This is a genomic window from Nonomuraea sp. ZG12 (assembly GCF_052068115.1).
GTDB lineage: Bacteria > Actinomycetota > Actinomycetes > Streptosporangiales > Streptosporangiaceae > Nonomuraea.
Map to the genome: position 1 here is coordinate 68,114 of NZ_JBQHCW010000011.1, position 25,325 is coordinate 93,438.

Annotated in this window: 24 protein-coding genes; 8 read left to right on the forward strand and 16 right to left on the reverse strand. The window is 70.5% G+C overall.

Features of this window, described 5'->3' with window-relative positions; genetic code table 11:
- Positions 1-161 precede the first annotated feature (161 nt).
- The 6 genes from ACTMTF_RS27725 to ACTMTF_RS27750 all read left to right on the forward strand — a co-directional run bounded on the left by ACTMTF_RS27725 (position 162) and on the right by ACTMTF_RS27750 (position 5,489).
- Positions 162-1,460, forward strand: a complete 1,299-nt coding sequence (locus tag ACTMTF_RS27725; protein ID WP_441113302.1) for a rhamnulokinase — start codon at positions 162-164, stop codon at positions 1,458-1,460.
- Positions 1,457-2,467 carry a LacI family DNA-binding transcriptional regulator gene (locus ACTMTF_RS27730; protein WP_397001679.1) on the forward strand — a complete coding sequence of 337 codons (1,011 nt, stop codon included), beginning with the start codon at positions 1,457-1,459 and terminating at the stop codon, positions 2,465-2,467. The genes ACTMTF_RS27725 and ACTMTF_RS27730 overlap by 4 nt, the downstream gene beginning before the upstream one ends.
- A gap of 32 nt (positions 2,468-2,499) precedes the next feature.
- Complete coding sequence (locus ACTMTF_RS27735) at positions 2,500-3,117, forward strand: hypothetical protein (protein WP_441113303.1); 618 nt, start codon at positions 2,500-2,502, stop codon at positions 3,115-3,117.
- Between the two features lie 28 nt (positions 3,118-3,145).
- Positions 3,146-3,751 carry a cyclodeaminase/cyclohydrolase family protein gene (locus ACTMTF_RS27740; protein ID WP_441113304.1) on the forward strand — a complete coding sequence of 202 codons (606 nt, stop codon included), beginning with the start codon at positions 3,146-3,148 and terminating at the stop codon, positions 3,749-3,751.
- 101 nt (positions 3,752-3,852) lie between these two features.
- Positions 3,853-4,680 carry a bifunctional 5,10-methylenetetrahydrofolate dehydrogenase/5,10-methenyltetrahydrofolate cyclohydrolase gene (locus tag ACTMTF_RS27745; RefSeq protein WP_441113305.1) on the forward strand — a complete coding sequence of 276 codons (828 nt, stop codon included), beginning with the start codon at positions 3,853-3,855 and terminating at the stop codon, positions 4,678-4,680.
- Between the two features lie 131 nt (positions 4,681-4,811).
- Positions 4,812-5,489 (forward strand): type 1 glutamine amidotransferase, encoded by a 678-nt coding sequence (locus ACTMTF_RS27750; protein WP_397001687.1) that lies wholly within the window; start codon positions 4,812-4,814, stop codon positions 5,487-5,489.
- 136 nt (positions 5,490-5,625) lie between these two features.
- Here ACTMTF_RS27750 and ACTMTF_RS27755 read toward each other — a convergent pair whose 3' ends face one another.
- The 3 genes from ACTMTF_RS27755 to ACTMTF_RS27765 all read right to left on the reverse strand — a co-directional run bounded on the left by ACTMTF_RS27755 (position 5,626) and on the right by ACTMTF_RS27765 (position 9,739).
- Positions 5,626-6,366 (reverse strand): sulfite exporter TauE/SafE family protein, encoded by a 741-nt coding sequence (locus tag ACTMTF_RS27755; RefSeq protein ID WP_441113306.1) that lies wholly within the window; start codon positions 6,364-6,366, stop codon positions 5,626-5,628.
- Positions 6,367-6,413: 47 nt separating this feature from the next.
- Positions 6,414-8,027, reverse strand: coding sequence for an AMP-binding protein (locus ACTMTF_RS27760; protein ID WP_441113307.1), 1,614 nt, complete (start codon positions 8,025-8,027; stop codon positions 6,414-6,416).
- Positions 8,028-8,212: 185 nt separating this feature from the next.
- Positions 8,213-9,739 (reverse strand): alpha/beta hydrolase, encoded by a 1,527-nt coding sequence (locus ACTMTF_RS27765; RefSeq protein WP_441113308.1) that lies wholly within the window; start codon positions 9,737-9,739, stop codon positions 8,213-8,215.
- A 222-nt stretch (positions 9,740-9,961) separates the two neighbouring features.
- Between ACTMTF_RS27765 and ACTMTF_RS27770 the strand changes: the two genes are divergently transcribed.
- Together ACTMTF_RS27770 and ACTMTF_RS27775 are read left to right on the forward strand one after the other, a co-directional pair.
- Complete coding sequence (locus ACTMTF_RS27770) at positions 9,962-11,359, forward strand: amidase (protein ID WP_441113309.1); 1,398 nt, start codon at positions 9,962-9,964, stop codon at positions 11,357-11,359.
- A 24-nt stretch (positions 11,360-11,383) separates the two neighbouring features.
- Positions 11,384-12,043, forward strand: coding sequence for an endonuclease V (locus tag ACTMTF_RS27775; RefSeq protein ID WP_441113310.1), 660 nt, complete (start codon positions 11,384-11,386; stop codon positions 12,041-12,043).
- Between the two features lie 15 nt (positions 12,044-12,058).
- Here the strand turns inward: ACTMTF_RS27775 and ACTMTF_RS27780 are convergent, their stop codons facing one another.
- The 13 genes from ACTMTF_RS27780 to ACTMTF_RS27840 all read right to left on the reverse strand — a co-directional run bounded on the left by ACTMTF_RS27780 (position 12,059) and on the right by ACTMTF_RS27840 (position 25,135).
- On the reverse strand, positions 12,059-13,495 hold the full coding sequence (locus ACTMTF_RS27780) for an NAD-dependent succinate-semialdehyde dehydrogenase (protein WP_441113311.1): 1,437 nt from the start codon (positions 13,493-13,495) through the stop codon (positions 12,059-12,061).
- Positions 13,492-14,724 carry an iron-containing alcohol dehydrogenase gene (locus ACTMTF_RS27785; protein WP_441113312.1) on the reverse strand — a complete coding sequence of 411 codons (1,233 nt, stop codon included), beginning with the start codon at positions 14,722-14,724 and terminating at the stop codon, positions 13,492-13,494. Before ACTMTF_RS27785 ends, ACTMTF_RS27780 begins: the two co-directional genes overlap by 4 nt.
- 25 nt (positions 14,725-14,749) lie before the next feature.
- The gene (locus ACTMTF_RS27790; protein ID WP_441113313.1) at positions 14,750-15,712 is read right to left on the reverse strand and encodes a cyclase family protein; all 963 of its coding nucleotides are present in this window, start codon (positions 15,710-15,712) and stop codon (positions 14,750-14,752) included.
- Positions 15,699-16,481: an IclR family transcriptional regulator gene (locus ACTMTF_RS27795; protein WP_441113314.1), complete on the reverse strand. Its 783-nt coding sequence runs from the start codon at positions 16,479-16,481 to the stop codon at positions 15,699-15,701. Before ACTMTF_RS27795 ends, ACTMTF_RS27790 begins: the two co-directional genes overlap by 14 nt.
- Positions 16,482-16,539: 58 nt before the next feature.
- A complete protein-coding gene (locus ACTMTF_RS27800; RefSeq protein ID WP_441113315.1) occupies positions 16,540-17,610 on the reverse strand; it encodes an extracellular solute-binding protein in 1,071 nt (356 codons plus the stop codon).
- Positions 17,611-17,802: 192 nt separating this feature from the next.
- Complete coding sequence (locus ACTMTF_RS27805; protein WP_441113316.1) at positions 17,803-18,927, reverse strand: ABC transporter ATP-binding protein; 1,125 nt, start codon at positions 18,925-18,927, stop codon at positions 17,803-17,805.
- 7 nt (positions 18,928-18,934) lie between these two features.
- Positions 18,935-19,756: an ABC transporter permease gene (locus ACTMTF_RS27810; RefSeq protein ID WP_441113317.1), complete on the reverse strand. Its 822-nt coding sequence runs from the start codon at positions 19,754-19,756 to the stop codon at positions 18,935-18,937.
- On the reverse strand, positions 19,756-20,613 hold the full coding sequence (locus tag ACTMTF_RS27815; RefSeq protein ID WP_441113318.1) for an ABC transporter permease: 858 nt from the start codon (positions 20,611-20,613) through the stop codon (positions 19,756-19,758). Before ACTMTF_RS27815 ends, ACTMTF_RS27810 begins: the two co-directional genes overlap by 1 nt.
- Positions 20,614-20,702: 89 nt before the next feature.
- Positions 20,703-21,488, reverse strand: coding sequence for an SDR family NAD(P)-dependent oxidoreductase (locus ACTMTF_RS27820; RefSeq protein WP_397001731.1), 786 nt, complete (start codon positions 21,486-21,488; stop codon positions 20,703-20,705).
- 68 nt (positions 21,489-21,556) lie between these two features.
- The gene (locus ACTMTF_RS27825; RefSeq protein ID WP_441113319.1) at positions 21,557-22,345 is read right to left on the reverse strand and encodes an HpcH/HpaI aldolase family protein; all 789 of its coding nucleotides are present in this window, start codon (positions 22,343-22,345) and stop codon (positions 21,557-21,559) included.
- On the reverse strand, positions 22,342-23,259 hold the full coding sequence (locus ACTMTF_RS27830) for a hypothetical protein (RefSeq protein ID WP_441113320.1): 918 nt from the start codon (positions 23,257-23,259) through the stop codon (positions 22,342-22,344). Before ACTMTF_RS27830 ends, ACTMTF_RS27825 begins: the two co-directional genes overlap by 4 nt.
- A 20-nt stretch (positions 23,260-23,279) precedes the next feature.
- Positions 23,280-24,215: a 3-keto-5-aminohexanoate cleavage protein gene (locus tag ACTMTF_RS27835; RefSeq protein WP_397001737.1), complete on the reverse strand. Its 936-nt coding sequence runs from the start codon at positions 24,213-24,215 to the stop codon at positions 23,280-23,282.
- A complete protein-coding gene (locus ACTMTF_RS27840) occupies positions 24,212-25,135 on the reverse strand; it encodes a DUF6282 family protein (RefSeq protein ID WP_441113321.1) in 924 nt (307 codons plus the stop codon). The genes ACTMTF_RS27835 and ACTMTF_RS27840 overlap by 4 nt, the downstream gene beginning before the upstream one ends.
- Positions 25,136-25,325: the final 190 nt, after the last annotated feature.

Sequence of the window (25,325 nt, forward strand, 5' to 3'; positions counted from 1 at the left end):
CGGGCAACAAACGTTTTAACGGGATGTTTCCCGGAATCTAGGTGTTCCGCCCTCGGTCGTCAATGCCTTCACGGACTCTCTGGCGCATCTGTGATTGTTACGTTTTAATCAGTTGCGTGCGATTCACAGCTGTTGATCTAGGCGCCTCCAGCGGGCGAGTGATGAGTGCCGCCGTGTCGGCCGGCCGGATCGACCTCACCGAGGTGCACCGCTTCCCCAACCGGCCGGTGCAGGTGTCCGGGACGCTGCACTGGGACATCCTCGCGCTGTACCGAGGCGTGCTGGACGGGCTGCGCGAGGCGGGGCCGGCGGAGTCCGTCGGCATCGACTCCTGGGCGGTCGACTACGGGCTGCTGGACGCCGGGGGCCGGCTGATCGGCAACCCGGTGCACTACCGCGACGGGCGGACGAACCGCTTCACCGCGCGGGTGGACCCCTACGAGGTGACCGGGCTGCAGTTCCTGCAGTTCAACACCGTCAACCAGCTCCTCACCGAGCGGCTGGACGAGGCCGAGACGATGCTGCTGATCCCGGACCTGCTCGGCCACTGGCTGACGGGGGCGATCGGGGCCGAGCGGACGAACGCCTCGACCACGGGTCTGTACGACGTGACGCGGCGGGAGTGGGCCTGGGAGCTCATCGACAAACTCCGCCTCCCTCGCCGGATTTTCCCCGACATTTCGGAAGACAGCACCCCACTGCGGGCGGACGTGGCGGAGGAGGTCGGCTACACCACGGTCGTCACCAAGACCGCCTCCCACGACACCGCCTCCGCCGTGGTCGCGGTGCCCGCCGAGACCGGCCGCTTCGCCTACATCTCCTGCGGCACCTGGTCGCTGGTGGGCGTCGAGCTGCCCGCCCCGGTGCTCACCGAGGAGAGTCGCCTGGCCAACTTCACCAACGAGGCCGGCATCGACGGCACCACCCGCTACCTGCGCAACGTCATGGGCCTGTGGATCCTGCAGGAGTGCCTGCGCACCTGGGGCGAGCCGGATCTGGAGCCGCTGCTGGCGGAGGCCGGGGCCACCGGGACCGACACGGTCATCGACCCCGACGACCCGTCCTTCCTGCCTCCCGGCGACATGCCCGCCCGCATCGCCGCCTACTGCGCCCGCACCGGGCAGCGCGCTCCGCAGGGCCGCGCGCAGGTCGTACGATGCATCCTGCAGAGCCTCGCCCTCGCCTACCAACGGGCCGTCGCCGACGCCGTGCGGCTCAGTGGCCGCCCGGTCGAGGTCGTGCACCTGGTGGGCGGCGGCTCACTCAACACGCTGCTGTGCCGGCTCACGGCCGACGCCACCGGACTGCCGGTGGTCGCCGGTCCCGTCGAGGCGGCCGCGCTGGGCAACGCGCTGGTGCAGGCCAGGGCGCGGGGCCTGGTGGGCGACCTGGCCGAGATGCGGGATCTGGTACGGCGCAGCGCGGGCGTGCGCACCTACGAGCCTCAGGGGCACCGATGAGCACGAGCACGGTGAGCATCAAGGATGTCGCGGCCAGGGCCGGTGTCTCGCCCGGCACGGTGTCCAACGTGCTCAACCGGCCCGAGAAGGTCGCGGGCAGCACCCGTGACCGGGTGGAGACGGCCATCAGGGAGCTCGGCTTCGTCAGGCACGGCTCGGCCTCCACGCTGCGCGCCGGCCACAGCCGCACGGTCGGCCTGTCGGTGATGGACATCGGCAACCCGTTCTTCACCGACGTCGCCGCCGGGGTCGAAGATCTGGCCAGCGAGCGCGGCTACGCAGTCATCCTGGGCAACTCCTCCGGCAGCCGCGTCAAGGAGGAACGCAACCTCCTGGTCTTCGCCGAGCAGCGGGTGCGCGGGGTGCTGATCACGCCGTCTGACGAGGACCATGCCCGGCTCGACATGCTGCGCCGGCGGGGCATCGCGGTGGTGCTGGTCGACCATCCGGCCGATCGGCCCGACCAGTGCGCGGTGGCGGTCAACGACGTGACCGGTGGCGCGATGGCCGTCGAGCACCTGCTGGCGGGCGGGTTCGACAACATCGCCTACATCACCGGACCCGCCTCGCTCAGGCAGTGCCAGGACCGGCGGCGGGGCGCCGAGCGGGCACTGGCCGCCGCCGGGCGCGACCCGCAGGAGCTGCGGGAGGTGTCCATGCCGGCGATGACCGCGGCGGCCGGCCAGCAGGCCGCCGAGAAGCTGCTCGCCCAGGACCGCCTGCCGGACGCGCTGTTCTGCGCCAACGACCTGCTCGCCGTGGGCATGCTGCGCGGCCTGCTGCAGGGGGGCGTGCGGGTGCCCGAGGACGTCTCGCTGATCGGCTACGACGACATCGACTTCGCCTCGGCCACGACCGTGTCGCTGAGCTCGATCAGGCAGCCGACCTACCAGCTGGGGCGGGTGGCCACCGAGCTGCTGCTCGACGAGTGCGACAACCCGGACACGCACGCGCACCAGCAGATCATGTTCCAGCCGGATCTCGTGGTGCGGGAGTCCACGCGGTAGCTTGGGGCACTACCGGATAAACGGGGTGGATCATGACAAACGGTGTGCGCCATCTTCTGGGAATCGTCGCCGGACTGCTCCTGCCGCCGCTGATCGTCGCCGGGCTGATGTACGGCGTGTCCGAGCTCACCCTCACCATGCAGCGCATGCTCGCCTTCTCCTGGCTCGGGCTCGGCCTGCTCGTGCTCTCCGGGATCGCGCTGGCCTTCCTGGCCGGCTCCCGGCTGTCGCCGGTGGCGTCGCTGCTCGGCGGGCTGATGTTCGTCCTGGTGGGCAGCCTGCCGCTGCTGGAGCTGATGAGCCGGACGCGGATCCTGCCCCGGGGGTTCCTGCCGGCCATGCTCGACAACGGCTACCGCAACCTGTCCTACCAGGGGATCCTGCTGGTCATCGGCGTCCTGCTGCTGGTGGTGTCGGCGTTCCCGTCCCGCTGGCGCGGGGTGCGGCCCGCCTTCGACGCATCCACCGGCCCCTACGGGCCCGCCTACCCTCCCGCCCAGCACGCGCCCTCGTACGCTCCCCACCCGCACGGCCCCTCCCACGCTTCCGGGTCACCGGATCGCCCTGGCGGCCCGGACCCGTACGCGCGGAACCCGTACTCCCCAGATGTCCCGCAGCAGGACACCACGCGGCCGATGCACCGCGAGTGAGCGGTGCGCGGGCTGGCAGAATGCCGCCATGCGCGACACAACGATCGTCGACTTCCTGTCCACGCTGGCCGACCGGGTGCCCGCGCCGGGCGGCGGCGCCACCGCCGCGTTGCACGCGGCGCAGGCCGCCGCGCTGCTCGGCATGGTGGCTCGTTACACCACCGGCGAGAAGTACGCCGAGCACGCCGAGACCATGACCCGCATGATCACCGAGACCGACGAGGCCCGGACACGGGCGCTGGAGCTGGCGGAGCACGACACGGCGGCGTTCACCGCGGTCACCGACGCCTACCGGCTGCCCAAGGGCGAGGAGCGCACGCTGGCCATCGCGGCGGCTCTGGTGGACGCGGCCGAGCCGCCCGCCGAGGTGGCCGAGCTGGCCTCGCGCCTGGTCGGCCTCTGCGAGACCCTGCTGCCGATCGGCAACCCCAACCTCCTCACCGACGTCGCGGCCGCCGCCGAGGCCGCCCGCGCCGCCATCGCCACGGCCCGGGTCAACGTCGAGGTGAACCTGGGCGGCATCCGTGACGACCGGACCCGCGACGGCCTGCGCGCCCGGCTCGCGGACGCCGACGACACCATGGCCCGCGCCGAGCGAGTGACCGCCCAGGTGCGCGAGGGTCTGAAACCATAGGCCGCGGCAGGCGACCGCGCACCGGGACGAGACCATGGGCGGACCTGGGAGCATGGAGCGTGACAGGGCGTGACAGGCGACGCGGGTGAAAGGACGGGCGTGTGAGGAAGCTGACGGGCAGGGAGCTGGCCGCGGCCATCAAGACGCAGACCACCGCGGAGGTGGACGCCGGGCCACAGCCCCGGCTCGCCGTCGTGGTGGCCACCGACGACGAGGCGAGCCTGTGGTACGTCCGGTCCATCGCCAAGGCGGCGGCCGGCGTCGGCATCGCCGCCGACCTGGTCGACCTGGGGCCCGGCGCGCGGGCCGAGCAGGTCCGGGAGACGCTGGCCCGGCTCAGCGCCGACGCCGGCGTGCACGGCGTGATGCTGCAGACCCCGCTGCCCGCCGGGCTCTCGGCGCAGGAGCTGGCCGCCGCCATCGACCCGCGCAAGGACGTCGACGGCGCCAACCCGCTCTCGCTGGGCCGGCTCGCGGCGGGGCTGCCCGCGTTCGTGCCCGCCACGGCGGCGGCGGTGATGGCCCTGCTCGACCACTACGGCGTGGAACTGGCAGGCAGGCGGGCCGTGGTGGTGGGCCGCTCGACGGTGGTCGGCAAGCCGCTGGCCCACCTGCTGCTCGACCGGCACGCCACGGTCACCGTCAGCCACTCGCGCACCCGCGACCTGGCCGCCGTCACCTCGGCCGCCGAGGTGCTGGTGGTGGCCGCCGGCCGGGCCGGGCTGATCGGCGCCGGCCATGTGGCGCCCGGCGCGGTCGTCATCGACGTCGGCACCAACCCGACGGATGACGGCGGCCTGGCCGGCGACGTGGACTTCGACGCGGTCGCAGGCGTGGCGGGGGCGCTCACCCCGGTGCCCGGCGGCGTCGGGCCGGTGACCACCGCCCTGCTGCTGCGCCACACCGCCAGGGCCGCGAACCTCCCCTGACCTCGACACCCACCCTGGCCTCGACCCGTTCTGACCTCGACCCATCTCCACCTTGACCCGCCTCGACCTTGACCCGCCCTCACCTCGACCCACCCTGACCTGACCTGACGACTTCCTGACGGAGACCTGCGATGCGTGACGTCCTGATCGTGCAGAACAGCCGGAGCGGCGGCCCCGGCCGGTTCGGCGGCTGGCTGGAGGAGGCCGGGCTGCGGCTGGAGGTGGTGCACGCCTATGACGGCGCGCCGGTGCCCGACCGGCTGGAGCACGACGCCATGATCATGCTGGGCGGTGGCTACCTGCCCAGCCAGGACGACCGGGCTCCGTGGCTGGCGCCCACCAGGAAGCTGGTGGGGCAGGCGCTGGACGACGGGCGGCCGCTGTTCGGGATCTGCCTGGGCGGGCAGATGATCGCGGAGGTGGCCGGTGGTGAGGTGACCGGGGACGCCGGCGCGCCGGAGAACGGCAGCCTCCCGGTCACGATCAGGCCGGAGGCCGCCTCCGACCTGCTGTTCCGCGAGCTGCCCGAGGTGGTGCCCGCCATCGAGCACCACGTCGACGCCATCACCGCGCTGCCGCCTGGAGCCGTCTGGCTGGCCGAGACCGAGCGCTGCCCGTACCAGGCGTTCCGGGTGGGTGAGCAGGCGTGGGGGGTGCAGTTCCACCCCGAGGTGGTGCCGGAGCGGATCCGCGAGTGGCGGGCGGACGGGTTCGACCCCGACGAGGTGTACGCGAGGGCGGTCGCCGACGAGCCGGTCTCGACGCCGATCTGGCGCGAGGTGGCCTTGCGCTTCGCCAAACTCGTCTGAGCACCGCCCTCCCCAAGCCTCCGCCCGCGCCGCCCACCGTTCTGGCCGCGCGGCCGCCTTCAGGTCGCGTGGACGCCTTCAGGTCGCGTGGACGCCTTCAGGTCGCGTGGACGCCTTCAGGCCGTGCGGCCGGCTTTCAGGTCGTGTACGCGTCGTACCCCAGCTTGATCGCGACCGCCAGGCCGCAGGCCGCGGCGAGGTAGCGCAGGCTCTGGCCGGGCAGGCGCCGCGCGATCTTCGGCCCGAGCCAGCCGCCCAGCAGGAAGCCGACGGCCAGGGGCGCGGCGGCCGCCCAGTCGACCGGGCCGAACACCGCGAACCCCAGTGCCGCCACCGCGTTGGCCAGCCCGGACAGCACGTTCTTCAGCGCGTTGATCTTGGCGGGGCCGCCGCCCAGCATGGAGGAGAGCACGGCCAGCATCAGGATGCCGCCCGCCGCCCCGAAGTAGCCGACGTAGATGGCCACCGCGAACAGCGCGAACCGCATCAGCAGCCCGCGGTCGCCGTGCGGCTCACCCCTCGGGGGGCGTACCAGCAGCAACGAGGCCCCGCCGATCAGCCAGGGGGCGATCTGCTCGAACGTCTCCGACGGCGTCACCAGGAGCAGACCGGCGCCCGTCGCGCCGCCCAGGGCGGTCAGCCAGCCCAGCCGGAACACGCGCGGCGCCTGCCCCGTGAGCTCCGGCCGGGAACCGAAGGCGGCGCCGATCCCGGTGAAGAGCAGTGCGACGGTGTTGGTGACGTTCGCGGTGAGCGGTGGCAGCCCGAAGGCCAGCAACGCCGGGTAGGACACGATGGAGGCGAGGCTCACCACGGTGCTGACCACCCCGGCGGCCAATCCGACGCCGAGCAGGCCGAACACCTCACCAACGATCACGGAGACATGCTAGGGGTTGTCCGTTTTGTCTAGCTGACCCGGGTGTCTCAGGCGTTCCGGAGCTCGGCCGCCGTGCGCAGCCCGAGCAGGTCGAGCGCCTGCGCCCGCATCTCCACCTTGCGGATCTTGCCGGTCACCGTGATCGGGAACGAATCCACCACGTGGACGTACCGGGGGATCTTGTAGTGGGCCAGCCGGCCCGCGCAGAACTCCCTGACCGCCTGCGCCGTCAGCGGGACGGCGCCCGGGCGCATGATGATCCAGGCCATCAGTTCCTCGCCGTACTTCTCGTCCGGGACGCCGATCACCTGCACGTCGCTGATGTCGGGGTGGCGGTAGAGGAACTCCTCGACCTCGCGCGGGTAGACGTTCTCGCCACCTCTGATGATCATGTCCTTGATCCGGCCGACCACGTTCAGGTAGCCGTCGTCGTCCATCGTGGCCAAGTCGCCGGTATGCATCCAGCGGGCCTCGTCGATGGCCTCGGCGGTCCGGTCCGGCTGCTCCCAGTAGCCGAGCATCACCGAGTAGCCGCGCGTGCACAGCTCCCCCGGCTCGCCGCGCGGCACGGTCAGCCGCGTCTCCGGGTGCACGATCTTCACCTCGACGTGCGGCATCACCCGGCCGACCGTCTCGGTCCTGCGCGCCAGGTCGTCGTCCGGTCGGGTCATCGTGGACACCGGGGAGGTCTCGGTCATGCCGTAGCAGATCGCGACCTCGCGCATGTTCATCTCGCTGACCACGCGCTTCATCACCTCCACCGGGCACGGCGACCCGGCCATGATGCCCGTCCGCAGCGTGGACAGGTCGAACCCGCGCAGCACGCCCAGCTCGGCGATGAACATCGTCGGCACCCCGTACAGCGAGGTGCACCTCTCCTGCTGTACGGCGCGCAGCGTCGCCTCCGGGTCGAACCCCGGTGACGGGATCACCACGCAGGAGCCGTGCGAGGTCGCGCCCAGATTCCCCATCACCATGCCGAAGCAGTGGTAGAACGGCACCGGCAGGCACACCCGGTCGGCCTCGGTGTAGTGCAGGAGCTCTCCCACGAAGAAGCCGTTGTTGAGGATGTTGTGGTGCGAGAGCGTCGCGCCCTTGGGGAAGCCGGTGGTCCCGGAGGTGTACTGGATGTTGATCGGATCGTCGAAGGCGAGCTCGGCCATCCGCCGCCGCAGCGCGCCCGGCTCCGCCGACCTAGCCAGCAGCTGCTCCCAGCTCGGGTCGCCGAGATAGACGGCGTCCGCGAAGCCGATCTCCTTGACCATGGCGCGGTAGTCGCTGCCCTTGTGCGACAGGGCGCTGATCAGCAGCCGCATGCCCGACTGCTCGACCACGTACGCGAGCTCGTGCGCCCGGTAGGCCGGGTTGACGTTGACCAGGATCGCGCCGATCTTGGCCGTGGCGTACTGCACGATCACCCACTCGGCGCAGTTGGGCGCCCAGATGCCGACCCTGTCCGCCTTGGCGACGCCGCGGGCCAGCAGCGACAGCGCCAGCCGGTCCACCTCGGCGTCGAGCTCGGCGTAGGTCCACCTGCGGCCGGTGGGCACGTCCACCAGGGCCTCGCGGTCGGGGAAGCGCGACACGGTTCGCTCGAAGTTCGCGCCGATGGTCTCGCCCAGGAGCGGGGTTCGCGCGGTGGCGCTGGCGTACGAGAGCATGCTCACCATCTCTTTCGGTCCGTCATCCCCGGCACGCCGCGCGCGCCAGGCCCGCCGCCTCGATCCTGCCGACGATCGTGACCTCCATCACTCCTTGGTACGGGGCGGCGGGGGTTGTGTCCAGGGGGCACGTACCGTGTCCATGAACCCGGCCGTTGCCCCTCGGCTGTGGCAGAGCCGGCGGCTTACCGCAGGGCTTCGGTGATGCTCAGGGCGGTGGCGCGCCAGATGGGCGTGTCGGGGGTGATGACGGAGAAATGGTCTCCCACCATTTCCAGATATTTCACATCATCACCGGCGTCGTGGGCTGCCTTCGCATATCTCCGCCCGAAGTCAAGCAGGTCCAGATCGTCCCCCGACCCCTGCACGATCAGCTGGCGCACCCCCAACGGCAACCGGAGCATCGGGCTGGCCGCACCGTACACACTCCTGGCCACCTCATGCCCGTCCGCCACCGACCGCTCACGGCTGGTCGCATTCCCGGGTACGCCACCCGCGATGTCCGGCATGTGAGACGCAACCGTACCGAGCGCGACGGCCACCGCGCCCGAGCTGAGCCACCGCCGGTCGCCCTCGACCAGGTCCAGCACCCCCGCCAGCGACACGGCCAGCGAGACCCTGGCCCCGTCCGCCGCCGCCCGCAACGCGAGCTGTCCCCCCGCCGAGTGCCCCACCACCGCGACCCTGCCCAGATCCAGCGGCGCTCCCGCCGAAGCCAACGCGTCCAGACCGGCGGCCACATCAGCCGTGGCCACCTCCCAGCCGTGCAGGTCGGGCCGGCGGTACTCGAGGTTCCACACGGCGAAGCCACGTTCGACGAGATCGGCGCCGAGCGCGTCCATCAGATCGGCCGCCCATACGGATCGCCAGTATCCACCGTGCACCAACACCACGACCGGCACCCGCACCGGCAACGGCGCCAACGCCCCTTCCGAAGCCGGCACCGCTACCTCGCCGCCCTCCAGAAGCGCCCCCACTACCTCGCGACCCGCCTCTGCAGAAGAGCCGACCCTCTCTTGCACCCCCTCGGGGGAAACCACCCTCATGGAGGGAATCTCCCCCTCGCGAACCAGCCCCTCCGAAGCCCCCGCTTCGATAGGAACCGCTCGCTCGCGGGACGCCTTCCTCCGGGACATCTCCTCCTGGGACGCCCCCGTACGGGCTTCCGCTGGGAGGTACAGGTCCGCCCACTGCTCGTGGTGCGGGCCGTATGAAATGCGGTGGTACGGGTGGCGCAGGCGGTGTACCGCATGCCGGATCGCCCAGGCCAGACCGCCGAGCCCACGACCGTGGATGTGGGCGGCACCCTCCCCCACCACGATGCCGTCGGCCCTCCAGATGTCCAGCCAGACGACCAAGCCGAGCGACTCCCCCATCAGCCGCCGAATGTCCTCCTCAGGCCCTGGGATGATCACAGTGGCCTGGACCCGAGCACCGCGCCGCCGCGCCAGCCCGCCGTCACCCGCTGCCGGCGTGCGAACGTGTCCTGATCCGTTCTCCCTGCCCGGCGCTCCGGCGGGCGTTGTCGCCGGGATCGGCGCAGGACTCGTGCCCTGTCGGGGGCGCGTACGGGCTCGGACGTCCGCTGCGTCCCGTACGTGCGTGATCACGCCACGCACGCCCAGTGCGGCGAACTCTCGCTCGGCGATCTCGCCGAGAAGTGCCTCGTCTGCGGCCAGCCCAGGGCCGACCAGCACCAGGACATCGCTCATGGGTCCTGACACTACCCAGCATTTCCCCTTATGGCCCTTGTAATAGGACGACCACGCGACTCCCAGTGAAAGGAAGTATCGCTCGAAGGCCCAGATCACCGCGGACGCGCCAACCCGCGAGGGCCCGAAGCCGGGCGGCTGACGCACGCGGGAAAGACAAGACTGCAATCTTCCGGCAGCGGGCCCTAGATTCCTCGGCACACCACCACCAAGGGAGAAAGCATGTCGGAGATCTGGGAGTTGTCCGCCTCGGACATGGCAAGGCTGATCCGGGAGCGTGAGGTGTCGAGCCGCGAGGTGGTCGAGGCGCATCTCCGGCGGATCGCCCAGGTCAACCCCGAGGTGAACGCGATCACGGTCGTCCTGGAGGAGACGGCGCTCCAGGCGGCGGACGCGGCCGACGAAGCCGTACGGTCGGGCACGACGGCCGGTCCGCTCACCGGCGTTCCCGTGACGGTCAAGGAGAACATCGACGTCGCGGGCTCGGCGACGACGCTGGGGATCGTCGCGCTGCGCGACGCGATCGCCGCCACGGACGCACCGCATGTCGCCGAGTTGCGGGCGGCGGGCGCCATCCCGATCGGGCGGACGAACATGCCGGAGTTCGGCATGCGCTGGCACACCGACAACGACCTGCGCGGTCCCACCCGCAACCCGTGGTCGGCCGGTCACACGCCCGGCGGCTCCAGCGGGGGTGACGCCGTGGCCGTGGCCACCGGCATGGCGCCGCTGGGCCTGGGCAACGACGGAGCGGGCTCGCTGCGCTGGCCGGCCCAGTGCTGCGGGGTCACCGCGTTGAAGCCGTCGCTGGGCCGGGTGTCCCAGGGCGGCGGGGGCGGGCCGACGCCGTTCGCGTTCCAGTTGCTGGGCGTGCACGGTCCCATCGCGCGCCGGGTGAGCGATCTGCGGCTGGCCTTCGCTCACATGTGCGGACGCTCAGGCGGCGACCCCTGGCACGCGCCGGTGCCGCTCGACGGCCCTCCGGTCGAACCTCCCATCCGGGTACGTCTAGCCACCGACCCGGACGGACCGGACCTGGATCCCGGCGTCGCGGCCGCCCTGCGCCGAGCGGCGGAGCTGCTCACCGCGTCCGGCTACGTCGTCGAGGAGGGCTCGCCTCCGGCGCTGACCAGGGCCGTAGAGATCTACACGCAGATCATGTCCACCTACGGCCGGGCGCACGAGAAGCAGCCTCCGGTCGAGTCCCTGGCCTCTGGTGGATTCGTCCGCTTCTGGGCCGATTACCAGCCGCACTGGACCCGCGCCGGGGGCGAGCCGGCCTTCGACCCCCTGCTGGAACGCGCCCAGATCGCACGGGCCTGGCACGCGTGGATGCTGGAGACCCCGCTCGTGCTCGCACCGATCAGCACCGGCCCGGCGTTCACAGTCGGCGCCGACTCCGACGCCGCATGGCTCGCCGGATGGCCGGCGGCCCTGCGCATGGCCGTGGCCGTCAACCTTCTCGGCCTCCCCGCCGTGGCCGTACCGACCGGTGAGGCGGCCGGCTTGCCTCAGGGCGTGCAGCTCATCGGCCGGCGCTTCCGGGAGGACCTGTGCCTCGACGCCGCCGAGGCGATCGAGGACCGGAACCGGTCGCTGACCCCGATCGACCCGCGTTGACTGCTGGTCCATTAGCTTTGGTCAGTGCATGTGAACCAGCTTCACCCCTGGCCGACCAGTGTCCCCGAGGCAGAGGCCATCCAGGAGCGACTCCGCCTTCACGTCGAGCTGACCGGCCCCACCGACTTCACCACCGTGGCGGGCCTGGACGTGCACTACCACGGCGTCGACGCGCTGTCCGCCGCCGTGGTCGTGCTCGACGCCGGCACCCTGGCCGTGGTGGAGCAGGTGGTGGTGCACGGCAAGGCGGCGTTCCCGTACCGACCGGGCCTGTTCGCCTTTCGCGAGCTGCCCGCCCTGGTGGAGGCGCTCGAACGCCTCACCGTCACCCCCGACCTGCTGGTCTGCGACGGCTACGGCCTCGCGCACCCCCGCAGGTTCGGCCTGGCCTGCCACCTGGGCCTGCTGACCGGCCTGCCATCGCTCGGCGTCGCCAAGACCCCCTTCGTCGGCACCCACACCACCCCCGACCGTGAACGCGGTTCATGGACCCCCATCGTGCTCGACGACACCACAGTCGGCCGCGCCCTGCGCACCCAACGGGCCATCAAGCCGGTGTACGTTTCCCAAGGCCACCGCATCACCCTCGACACGGCCACGGACCAGGTGCTCCGCCTCGCCCCCCGCTTCCGCCTCCCCGACCCCATCCGCGCCGCCGACCACCTCGCCCGCCACGGCACCTGATCGAGTGACGTGCCTTCAACCGATCCGGGGTTCGGTCAGGGCGATGTACTTCTCCTCGAGGAACTCGAGGATCCCCTCCGAGCCGCCCTCCCGTCCGAGCCCGCTCTGCTTGACCCCGCCGAACGGCGCCGCCGGATCACTCACCACACCCCGGTTGACCGCGACCATCCCCGCCTCCAGCCGCCGGGCGACGGCCACGGCCTCGCGCTCCTCGCCGAACACGTACGCCATTAGCCCGTAGATGGTGTCGTTCGCCATCCGCACCGCCTCGTCGACGTCGTCGTAGGCCACGACGGTCACGACGGGGCCGAAGATCTCGGTCGAGGTGATGCGCGACCCGTGCCGTACGCCTGTCAGCAGGGTGGCGTCATAGAAGGCGCCCTTCTCGGAGGACGTGCCACCGTGGACGAGGGTCGCGCCCTCCGAGACGGCGGTGTCCACGAGCTCGGCGACCTTGTCGCGTTCGGCGATCGAGACGAGCGCGCCGACCTGCCGGGAGCGGTCGAGGCCGGGGCCGACGGACAGGGCGGCCAGCTCCGCGGTCATCCGCTCGACGAACTCGTCGTGCCGCGAGCTGTGCACGTACACGCGGTTGGCGGCGGTGCAGGCCGCGCCGCCGTTGCGCATCTTCGCGAGCATCGCCCCCTCGATGGTGACGTCCATGTCGGCGCCGGGGAGCACGATGAGCGGCGCGTTCCCGCCGAGCTCCATCGAGGCGCTCACGACGCTGTCGGCGCAGGCGTGCAGCAGGTCGCGGCCGACCTCGGTGGAGCCGGTGAAGGAGAGCTTCCGCACCTCCGGCCTGTTGATCATCTTGGCCACGAGGGGGCCTGTCGGCACCGGTGTCACCAGGTTCACCACGCCGCTGGGGACGCCGACGCGCCGCAGCACCTCGACGATGTACGCGGCCGTCAGCGGGGTCTCCCTGGCCGGTTTGAGGATGGTCGTGCATCCGGCGGCCAGCGCGGGAGCGAGCTTCCGGGTGGCCATGGCGGCGGGGAAGTTCCACGGGGTGATCAGCAGGGAGACGCCGATCGGCTGCCGGTCGACGACGATGCGCTTGTCCCCGGCCGGCGAGAGACGATAGTCGCCGGGGATCCGCACGGCCTCCTCGGCGAACCAGCGGAAGAACTCCTTGGCGTAGTTCGCCTCCCCGACCGCGTCGGACCAGGACTTCCCGTTCTCCCGCACGATGATCTCCGCGAACTGCTCGACCTCCTCGGTGAGCACCTCGTACGCGGATCGGAGCAGCTCGCTCCGCTCCCTGGGCGCGGTGGCCGCCCAGCGGGTCTGCGCGTTCGCGGCCGCGTCGACGGCGGCCATGCAGTCGTCCTCGGTGGCGGCGGCGAACCGGGCGATGACGGTCTGGTCGGCGGGGTCGATCACGTCGAAGCGCTCACCGCCGCCCGGACGCCACTCGCCGTCGATGAAGAGGTCCGCGAGATAGGTCATGAGTCGCTCCGTCCGGTGTAGGCGTGTTCGAGGATGTCGAGCAGGAGGGCGGGTGGCGCCGGGACGGGCGCGATCGCGATCAGCCGGGTGGAGCGCGAGGCCAGTTCGGCGAGGTGCGGGAGCTGCCGCCGGGTGATCCCGATCTCCTGAAGGGAGGCCGGCACGCCGATCGTGCGGTTGAGCGCCACGATCGAGGAGATGGCGTCGCGGGCCCTGGCCTCCGTGGTGGCCGCCGTGGATCCCAGGGCGCCGCCGATCGCGGCGATCCGTTCGGCGACCTCGGCGTCGGCATCGGCGTCGGTGAGGCAGGCTCGCAGGACGTACGGAAGCAGCAGGCCGGTGCCGAGCCCGTGGGGCGTCTTGGTGGCCGCGCCGATCGGGTACTGGAGGGCGTGCGAGAGGTGGGTGCCGGTGGCGCCGAACGCGACGCCGGCGAGCAGGCTGCCGAAAGCGACCTCCTCCCGGGCCCCGCGGTTCCCGGGGTCGCCGACCGCCGCCGCCAGCGAGGAGCCGAGATGCTCCGCCGCGCGCAGCGCCACGCTCTCGGTGAACGCGTTCCGGCCGGTGAAGACGGGCAGGGTGGTGTCCCAGGACGGTTCGAGCCGGGCCGCGGTGTACGACTCGACCGCGTGCACGAGGGCGTCGATGCCCGCGAACGCGGTCACGCTCCGGGGAGCGCCGAGGGTGAACTCCGGATCGACGATCGCGGCGGTGGGAATCAGGTACGGGCTGGAGATCCCCACCTTCATCTCGTGCTCCGGGTCGGACACCACGGCGACCGGGGTCACCTCCGACCCGGTTCCGGCGGTGGTGGGGACGGCGACGAGGGGCAGCGAAGGCCCTGGGACCAGGTTCTCCCCGTAGTACCGGCTCAGCGGCCCGCCGTGGGTGACGAGCAGGCCGACCAGCTTCGCGGCGTCCAGCGCGCTGCCGCCGCCGATGGCGAGGATGACGTCGGGCGCGTGCTCCCGCGCGAACGCCGCCGCGGCGTCCAGCGACGCGGTGGGGAGTTCCGGGCTGATGTCACTGTGTACGGCGACGTGAAAGCCGTCGGCCTCGAGCCTGGTGATCGTCTCCCTGAAGATCGGGGTCTCGATGAGGAACGGATCGACGATCGCGAGCACCCAGCGGCCATGGAGGCGCAGCACCTCGCTCAGTTGCGCGCGTGATCCGTAGCCGAAGTGGACGCGGGGCGGCAGCCGGAGTGTCCCGGCCGTGACGTACTTCATGGTTCTCCTGCCGGTGCGATGACCGCTACTTGAGGGCGAGGGCGTTCGGCGGCGAACCGACACCGCCGACGAGGTTCAGTGGCTTGCACGTCAGGAAGAACTCGTAGACCCCGTCGGCGGCGCAGTCGGCGGCGAGGTCGTCGAGCTTCCAGAGCTCGCCCATCGCCATGCCGAGGAGGGCGATGAGGGGCCGGTGCAGCATCCCGCTGTGATCCACGCCCCGCTCCGGGGGCCGGTCGCCGTCGGTGCGGAAATCGGACTCGATCACGGGGTCGGCCTCGACCGCCGGGTTGTCGCCCGCGACGAGCGCGATCTCGTGGTCCCAGAGCCAGCGCAGGACCGACTCCCGCTGGGCCAGCCCCGGGGACTTGTTGCGCTTGTTGAACTCGACGCGTTCCTCGACCGACTTCGCGACGTAGTTCTCGGCCCAGCCGGTGCGCAGCAGCAGCATGTCGCCGCCCTGCCAGGTGACGCCCTGCGAGCGCGCGATGGCGTCGAGCGTCACGTCGTCGAGCGCGATCGTCTGCTCGCAGTCGTACGGCCGGCCCTCCAGCGCGAAGAAGCGGGGGACGTCGAGCAGGACGCCGCGGCCGGCGATCCCCGACTCCGCCCAGTTGTGGATGCCGAGTGCCGTCGAGCTCTCGTTGTTGTCGGCCGCCGGGAGCCCACCGTAGAAGCCGCGCTGCGGATGCCCGATGTGGCGCAGCGCGTCGAGTTGGGAGGTGGACTGCAGGTAGAACGAGTCGAGCCAGTCGTCGCGGTGGAACTCGTTGTTGGCGAAGACGTGGTGCTCGGTCCGATGCCTGGTGCCGGTCGGGTAGGGCTCGAAGGCGTTGATCGGGTAGTCGAGGTTGATCCGGCGTCCGGTGCGGATCAGGCGGGCCCCCGCCGCCACGCGCTCGGGGGTCAGGAGGTTGACGGTGCCCAGCTGATCGCCGGGTCCGAAGACGTCCCAGCTCGAACCGGCGATCTCGTCATAGCTCGGCAATACGTTTCCTCTCTTGGCCGCCGCCCAGTTCGTCGCTGAGCGTGGCGGCGATGCTAAGGAGCTTGGTGAGGGCCGGCGACCCGGGTGAGAGGTCGGCCATCTGGTCGGCGCCGAGCACCGCGACGGTGGCGCAGATGCCGTACTCGTCGTAAACGGGCGCCGCCGCCGCGAAGAGGCCGTCGGGGTGGCTGGTGATGCTGTAGCCGTTGCGCCGGGCCATGAAGACCCCCGCCTCCAGCTCCGCCCGCCGGGCGTCCGAGACGCCCTCCGTGATCCGTTCGAACGCCTGCTCGTCCTTGCAGGCCAGGAAGACCCGCAACTGCGACGAGTTCAGGTCGAGTTGGGTGCCGGCGTGGACCGTCACGACGAGAGTGCGGCTGAGGTCCTCGTTGACGATGGCCACGACGGGTCCGCGTGCGCCCCAGACGCCGAGCACGGTCGTCATGCGGACGGCGGCGCTGAGCTCCGCCAGGTACGGCGGCGCGATCTCGACGACGCGCCGCCGGGCCAGTGCGTGTATCCCGAGCTGCACCATCAGGCCGCCCAGGACGAAGGTGCCGCGGCGCTGCCCGCGCTCGAGTATGCCGGCCGTGACCAGCGAGGCGCAGTACCGGTACGCCGTCGTCCGGTTCAGTCCCAGTCGCTCGGCCACGTCGGCGGCCGTGAGTTCGGTCGTACGCGGACCGAAGAGCGCGCAGATCTGACCGACCCGCTGAACCGCCTGGATGTCGGAGCCGGAACCCTCGCCGGTCACGTCAATGTTCGCCATGACTGAATTCTAGTTCACATGGAGAACTGAATCGGGACGCGAGCCTGTGAGTCAACTCTCAGCCCACCAGCCAGTTGGTGAGCTTGGTCGTGACGTCGTCCCAGTGCTGGGCATACCAGTCGATGTCCTGGACCACGGTCTTTCCGGTGTTCACCGGCCCGTACACCTCCACGAGCTTGCCATTGGGGGTCAGCTTCGGCTTGGCCGTGAGGTTGACCGGCACGGTCCCGAGCATCTCGGAGATCTTCGCGACCGGGCCGGGCTGCACCAGCGACTGCAGGAAGTCCTGCGCGGTCGCCTTGTGCTTCGTGCCGAGCGGCACGGCGAGCGCGTTGACCGACACCACGGTCGTGTCCCAGACGATCTTGATGTTCTTCTTCTCCTCCAGCAGCGCGATCAGGCGCGAGTCGGAGAGGAGGAACATGTCGACCTGGCCGGAGCTGGCCGCCTGCTGCAGCGCGCCCACGTTCGGCGCGAAGATGGTGTCCTGGCGGATGGTGGCCCACTTGTTCAGGGCGCGGTCGACGTCGAGCGGGTAGAGCTTGTCGGGCGCGACGCCCTCGGCAAGGAGCGGGTACTCCAGGATGCCGTTCTGCAGGTTGGTGATGACGCCCCGCTTGCCCGGGAACTTCGCCGTGTCGAAGAAGTCCTTGATCGTCTGGGGCGCCTTCGCCGGGTCCAGGAACTTGTCGGCGTTATAGGCGAAAGGACTCGCGTTCGCGAAGTTGCCGACGTAGCACTCGCCGATCGCCTTGGAGACGAAGTCCGCGGCGTTCAGGCCGGGCAGGCTCAGCTTCTCGAACAGGGTTCCGCAGTGCTGCTTCGCCGCCGCGGGCGCCACCGAGACGATGTCCCACTGGACGACGCCGGACGTCACCTGCGCCTTCACCTGGGCCACGTCGGCCGGCGACGAGTTGACGAAGGTCACGTCGGGGTGCGCGGCGGTGTAGGGCTCCTGGAACGCCTTGATCTGCGCGTCCTGGCCGGAGCCGCCGTAGGAGACGTAGGTGAGCCGCTCCGCCCCGCCGGCCCCGTCCGAGCCCGCGTCGCCACCTGCTCCGCAGGCGGCGAGCAGCAACGCCGCCGCGGTGAGGCCGGCGCTCGCGAGGGCCGTTCTTGATCGAGCCATCTGTCTTACCTCTCATGGGGAGCTGCCGAGTCGGCCAGCCCTGTCGTTCGCTATACGACTACGTATCCCCGATATGCGAACATTACCGGACGCAAATGGATAGGTATAGGACTTATAGCCCTTATATGTGTGGATATTGTGGTACGAGGTTCACGATCCGAAACAAAACCGGGAGCGCGGGACGGGCCTCGGTCAGGCCGCGACGATCCGCTGCGCCTGCGGCCGCCACCACACCACGATGTCGTCACCGATGGCGTAGTCCCCCAGCAGCGGGCTGACGCGGGTACGGCCGGGCAGCCCGCGTTCGCCCATGGCGAGCAGCAGCGTGCGGTACGAGCCCATGTACTCGACGTCGCGCACGGTCGCCCGTACGGCGTTGGCGCCGGAGGGCACGTCGTCGCGGCCGCCGGCGACCTCGACGTCCTCGGGCCGCACCACGACCGCGCTGCTCGCGCGCACGCCGGGGTGGGCGGCGACGGTACCAGGGTCGACGACCCAGCTCTCGCCGTCCCACGCGACGTTCTCTTCGAGGGCGGCCCGCCCGAGCTCGAACACGTTGGAATCGCCGAGGAACCGCGCCGTGAACAGGGTCTCGGGCTCGGCGTACAGCTGCTGCGGCGTGCCGATCTGCTCGATGCGCCCGTTGTTGAACAGCGCGATGCGATCGGAGAGGTTCATGGCCTCCTCCTGGTCGTGCGTCACGAAGACGAACGTGGACCCGACCTCGCGATGGATCCGCCGGATCTCCGTCTGCAGGGCCGACCGCAGGTTGCGGTCGAGCGCGCCGAGCGGTTCGTCCAGGAGGAGCGCCTCCGGCTCGAAGACGATCGCGCGGGCCAGCGCGACCCGTTGCTGCTGCCCTCCGGAGAGCTGCGAGGGGTGGTCGTCGTCGCGCCCGGTGAGCTGCACGAGCTCGAGCACCTCCGCGACCTTCCGGGCGATCTCCCGCTTCCCGACCCTGCGCTCACGTAGCGGATACGCGACGTTCTGCGCGACCGTCAGATGCGGGAACAGCGCGTAGTTCTGGAACAACATGCCGAGGTTGCGCCGGTGCGGCGGCACGTCGCTCACGTCGGTCCCGTTGAGCGCGATCGTGCCGGCGGTGAGCGTCTCGAAACCGGCGATGAGGTTCAGGGTGGTCGTCTTGCCCGAGCCGCTCGGCCCGAGGAGCGTCATGAACTCACCGGGCTCGATCGTCAGCGAGATGTCGTCGACCGCCGGAGCCGCGAGCCCGTAGTCCTTGGTGACGTGCTCCAGCCGGATCTCGGTGCCGCGCCTGGTCTCCGGCTCCACCGTGGTCTCACCTGTCATCGTCATGGCTCTCCTATCGGCGGCCGCCCCTGCCGCGAAGCAGCTGGGGCAGGAGGAAGATGATGGTCACGGCCACGACCATCAGGCTCGAGGCCGCCGAGATCGTCGGGTCGATCTCGACGGTGACGCTGTTGTACATCTGCACGGGCATGGTCTGGAACAGCGGGGATCGCAGGAACAGCGCGAGGACGACCTCGTCGAACGAGACGATGAACGCGAAGATCGCGCCCGTCAGGATGCCGCGGCTGATCAGCGGCATCGTCACGCGGACGAACGCGCGCGCCGGTGAGGAGCCGAGCGACGCGGCGGCCCGCAGCAGTCGCGGGTCGAAGCCGCCGAGCGCGCCGGTGACGGAGACGAGCACGTACGGCACGGCGATCGCGGTGTGCGCGAGCACGTACCCGGGCACCGTCCCGGTGAGCTGCCAGCCGAGGAAGGTGATGTACACCGCGACCGCGACGACGATCGCCGGGGCGACGATCGGCACCATCAGCAACGTACGGACGAGCTGGGCGAACCTGCCCTCCAGCCGGGACAGCGCCACGGCGGCCGCGGTCCCCACCGTCGTGGCCAGCAACGCCGTGAGCGTGGCGACCAGGAACGAGTTGCCCAGGGAGTTCAGCCAGACCGGGTTGGTGAAGAAGTTCTCGTACAGGCGCCACGTGAAGCCCTGCGGAGGGAACTGGAACGTCGTCGCGTCACTGAAGCTCATCGGGATGACGAACAGCGTCGGCAGGATGAAGAAGACGACGACGAGCCCGCCGAACGCCTTGAGCCACCACGGGATCGGGTCGACCTTCGTGTACCGCCGGCGGGTGGTCGCGGGGCCGGTCATCAGCGGTCCTTCGGTCGGGCGGTCGCGACCACACCGATCGCGGACACGGTGCCACCCATCCGGTTCGCCCACGCGACGAGCACGAGCGTGACGACCAGCACGAGCATGCCGAGCGCTCCCGCGGCGGCGAAGTCGAGCAGGAGGGTGGTCCGCTGCGCGAGCAACTGGGCGACGAGCGACTCCTGCGGCGATCCGAGCAGCGCCGGGGTCACGTAGAACCCGAGGCTGAGGGTGAACACCAGGATCACGCCGGCCATCACCCCGCCGCGCGACAGCGGCCAGAAGACCTTCCAGAACGCCGCGGTCGGGGACGAGCCGAGCCCTCGCGCGGCGAGCAGCAGCCGCCGGTCGATGGAGCCGAGGGTGCTGAACAGCGGCAGCACCATGAACGGGAGCATCACCTGGGTCATCGCGATCGTCACACCGGCGGTGCTGCCGTAGAGGACGACGTCGTCGGCCCCGAAGAACGCGAACACGCTCTGCACCGGCCCGCCGTCCTGAAGGATGATGATCCACGCGAAGTTGCGCGCCATCACGGACGTCCAGAAGGGGATCAGCACGATGACCAGGAGGATGCCGCGCGCCCGTGGGCTCACCCGGGTCATCAGGTACGCGTACGGATACCCGATGAGCAGGGCGGCGGCCGTCACCGTCGCGGCGGTCATCGCCGTCCGCCCGAGCACCGTCAGGGTGACGCCGTCGGTGAAGAGGGCGCCGTAGTTCTCCAGCGTCCAGCCGGGTGTCGAGACGCTGCGGATCAGGGTGTCGGCCAGCGGCACCAGGAGAATCCCGGCCAGCAGGGCCAGCGCGGGTGCCAGTAAGGGCCAACTCGACCATCTGATCTTGTTCGAGGACACTCTCGTCCCCTTCCAGCTTGTACGGCTCAGTCGGTCAGTAAAGCAAGCCATTGTTCATATCTCAATTACCGTGTCCGTATCGTGAACGTCTAGGCGCTGTACCCGCCGTCGACCGGCAGGACGACACCGTTGACCTGGCTCGCGCGATCGCTCAACAGCCATGCCGCGGCGTTGGCCACCTCGGTCGTCGTGCCGGCCTTCCGCAACGGGACCGAGGCGATCCGGCGCTCCACGGCCGCCGGATCGTCGTGCCGCCACTTGACGAACATCGGGGTCTCGGTGGGGCCGGGGGCGACGACGTTGACCCGGATGCCGAGCGGCCCGTTGTCGTGGGCCGCCGTGCGGGTGAAGCCGATGACCGCGTGCTTCGTCGCCTGGTACGCGCCGAGCCCCGTGTTGCCGCGGAATCCGCCCACACTGCTCGTGTTGACGATCGACCCGCCCGTCTCCCGCATCGCGCGGATCTCCTCGCGCAGGCACAGCCACGTGCCCTTGACGTTCACCGCCATGATCCGGTCGAAGTCCTCCTCCGACACCTCGTCGAGCGGGCCGTACTGGTTGATGCCGGCGTTGTTGAACGCGCCGTCGAGCCGGCCGAACCGGGCGAGCGTGTCGTCGACGAACCGCGCCACGTCGGCTCCGACGCTGACGTCCCCGGCGGTGTAGGCGACGTCGTGACCCGCCGCGGTGAGTTCCTCGGTGAGCGCGGCGAGGGTGTCCCGCGACCGCGCGGCGACCATGACGGAGGCGCCCTCCTCGGCGAAGACCCGGACGGAGTCGGCCCCGATGCCGGTGCTCCCGCCGACCACGAGAACGACCTTCCCGGCGAGCAGCCCGGTTCCGGGCGCCGTGTGCGCCCGTGCGTTGTCAGACAAGATGTCTACCTCTCAGTTCTGGTTGTGCAAGCGGTGATACGTACGGCACTGTGACAGGCGCGCGGGACTCATCGGTCACCACCGGCCGCCCGTCCGTCCCGCACGGCGGCCGCGGCGGCCGACCCGAGCAGGCCGGCGTCGTTGCCGAGCATCGTGAAGGCGTACCCCGCCTCGACGGCGGCCTGCGCCGACCTCCTCGTGGCCGCCCCCGCGTTGCCGATCGGCTTGCCGGCGGCGGTGCAGGCCTTGATCGCGGTGGTGATCAGCTCGACCACCCGTGGGTCGTCCTCCGCGGCGGCCTCGGAGGTGGACAGGTCGGCGGCGCCGACGAGCAGCGCGTCCACGCCCGCCACCGCGGCGATCGCGCCCGCCGACCTGGCGGCCTGAGCGCTCTCGATCTGCGCGATCAGCACCACCTCCTCCTGGCCGTAGCGCAGGTACTCGGCACGGTCCAGCGCGCCCCACGCGCCGGCCCGGCTCGTCGCGCCCACTCCCCTGCCGCCCCGCGGCGGGAAGCGGACCGCCCGCACGGCCGCCTCCGCCTGGCCGACCGTGTCGACGTGCGGCAGCATGATCCCTTCCGCGCCGGCGTCCAGGACGCGCGGGGCGATGCCGCCGTCCAGCACGGGGATCCGCACGATCGGGGCCATCCCCAGGTGGTTCGCGGTGCCGATCAGCCGGTACGTGGTTTCGAGGTTCATCGCGGAGTGTTCGAGGTCGATGACCACGAAGTCGAAACCGGCCAGCGCCAGCAACTCGACGCTCTCCATCACCGGCAGCTTCACCCAGGTGCCGAGAGCCGGTCCGCCGGGCCGGGCCAGCGCGGCCCGGAACCGGCTGGTGCGCGGCGCGCTCATCGGGCCGGATAGTCGGCCGCGTTGAGGACCCAGCCGGGACGGGCGGAGAAGTCCTGGCGCGGCGGCGAGAAGATGTCGATCAGTTGCTGGTGCGGGCCCACACCCTGGGTCGTGTGGACGGTCGGCGGGGGGATGACGGTGATCGACGGTGTCCCGACCCGGCCGTGGTCCTCGGGCCGCCACTGCGTCGAGTCCGGGCCCCAGGGGTACTGGATGTGATGGACGAACTCCCCCTTGATCCCCAGGGAGAGCTGTTCGAAGTCGTCGTGGAAGTGCGGGGAGAGCTTGAGAGGGTCACGGGGGTCGGGCTCCTCGGCGAGGAAGTTCACCATGAGGTTCGTGGTGCGGAAGATCCGGCCGAACCGCCCCTCGGTGATCGGTGTCTCGGCGAGCCGGTAGACGCGCAGCCGGAAGCCGTCCACCGGGTCCGGCCACGGCACGAGCGGGGCGCAGCGGGGGTCGGGTTCGGCGTACGCCTCGGCGTTGAGCGCGGCGTCGCGCAGGTCCTCGGCGACGCAGGAGAACACCCGGATGACGGGCCCGTCGGTCAGCGCCTCGACGACACTGTCGCCCGGCGGCACCACGACGAACGCCTCCTCGTTCACCTCCTGCTCCTCCTCACCGGCGGTGACCCGGATCGAGGCGCTGCCGGAGTAGAGCAGGACGGCGTACTCGTCGGGCTGGCCGTCGCGCGAGAAGCGATCGCCGGCGACGGCATCGGTCCACACGAGCACGGCGTTCTGGCCGCGCGCGACCCAGGTGCGGCTGCCGGCCGGGCTGACCACGGCGGGCGGGAGCTCGGGGAACTCCAGGTACTGCGCCTGTGCGATGGGGGTGGACGGATCGACCGCCGCCTTCGTGGCCGGGACGCTCGCCAGTTGGGACCGGAGGTCGTCCTTGGCGTACATCGTCATGTCGGTTCCTCTCGTAGCCGTTACAGCGTGATGTTGCGCGCGCCCTTGAGGGCCAGCATTCGCCGGACGTCGGCGGGTGTCGCGATCTCCTTGCCGAGGTCGGCGAGGGTCTCCCGGACCTTGCGCACCTGTTGTGCGTTGCCGGTCGCCTGCTCGCCCTTGCCGATGTAGAGGTTGTCCTCCAGCCCGACGCGTACGTGGCCGCCCAGCCATGCGCTGTGGGTGCAGAACCGCATCTGGTGGCGGCCCGCCGCGAAGGCGGAGAAGTGGTAGTCGTGGCCGAAGAGCTTGTCGGCGATGGCGACCATGTGGGTGAGGTTGGCGTGATCGGCCCCGATGCCGCCGAGGATCCCGAAGACGCCCTGGATGAGGAAGGGCGGCTTGGCGAGCCCCCGGTCGGCGAAGTGGGCGAGGGTGTACAGGTGCCCGATGTCGTAGCACTCGTACTCGAACCGGGTGCCGCCCTTGTCGCCCAGTTCCCGGAGCGCGTACTCGATCTGCTCGAAGGAGTTGACGAACGGGTGGCGGTAGGTGTTCTCGACGTAGGGCTTCTCCCACGGGTGTTTCCAGTGGGTCACCCGGTCGGCGATGCCGGAGTAGACGAAGTTCATCGACCCCATGTTGAGCGAGGCGAGTTCGGGGCTGAACCGGGTCGCGGCGGCGAGCCGTTCCTCGATCGTCATCGACGACGCCCCGCCGGTCGTGATGTTGATGACCGCGTCGCACCGGGCGGCGATCGGCGGGATGATCTCCTCGAAGACCGCCGGTTCGAACGCCGGTCGGCCGTCCTCGCCGTGCCTGGCGTGCAGGTGGATGACGGCCGCCCCCGCCTCGGCCGCGGCGAGGGACTCCGCGACGATCTCCTCTGGCGTGACCGGGAGATGATCGCTCTGCGACGGCACGTGGACCGAGCCCGTCACCGCGGCACTGATGATCACGCGGTCGGCGGCGATCACGACGGCTTGTCCTCCAGGCCCAGCAGGTACGCGGGATTGGCGGCGATCATCCTGCGGATGTCCTTCTCGGCCACTCCGTGGTCGAGAAGCGCCCCGATGAGGTAGATGTAGCCGTCGACGGGCAGCGGGTTGCCCTTCTGGCCGAGGTCCGACGAGATGACGGTCCGCTCGGGGCCGACGCGGTCGATCCAGTCCAGCAGCTGCTGGATGGGCCACCCGATGGCGGTCACCTCGGGGTGGTACATGGCGATCTCGTGCTCGATGTAGGCGCCGAAGCGCAGCAGCTCCTCGATGTCGGCATCGGACGCGCCGACGATGAAGTCGGGATGCTGGACGAGCAGGCGCCGCACGCCCTTGCTCTCGGCGACCGAGAACAGTGCCTTCATCGACTCGGGGTCCAGGTGGCCGCCGGTGAGCAGCGCGCCTGTCTCGGCGACGATGTCGACGACCGCGGCCGTGTCCGCCGAGACCTCCCCGGACTCGTCGAAGATCGACTCTTCCTTCTCGAGCAGGTCGATCGCGGCGCTGGGAAAGTCTCCGCCGTGGCTGTGGTGGTCGATGTGCGGCCGGGCGGACACGGTGGGCGCCCATACGCAGCGTCCGCCCATCCGCAGGCTCATCGCCACGGCCGACGGGTTCATGCCGCCGACCTCGGTGTTGAGCGCGACCCCGCCGTAGACCGGCGTGGGGGCGTCCGCGAGCCAGGTGCTCATGGCGAGCAGGTCCATCACGGTGTTGTGGTGATGCGACTTGACGAGGATCGCGCGCATGCCGATACGCGCCGCGTCGTAGGACGCCTCGACGTGGTTCAACCGTCGCGGAAACGGACTCGGTCCCGAGTGGCAATGCAGGTCCACGGCACCGGTCAGGACCTTCAGGACGGCCGGCGAGACGGGCCGGGCATCCTCGGCTGACAGCATGTATGAGCCTCCGTATAGTCCGGATTCTGAACGGAATGTTCATGATACGTAGGGCATCCACTCATGTCTACGCAGGGACCTGACCTTTTGCACTCACGGACCACTATGCGAAGTGATGGGTTGCATGGCGAACATACGGGTGCTTTGCTGAACCGACATCCCACGTCTCGAATTCCGCTGAACGATGGCC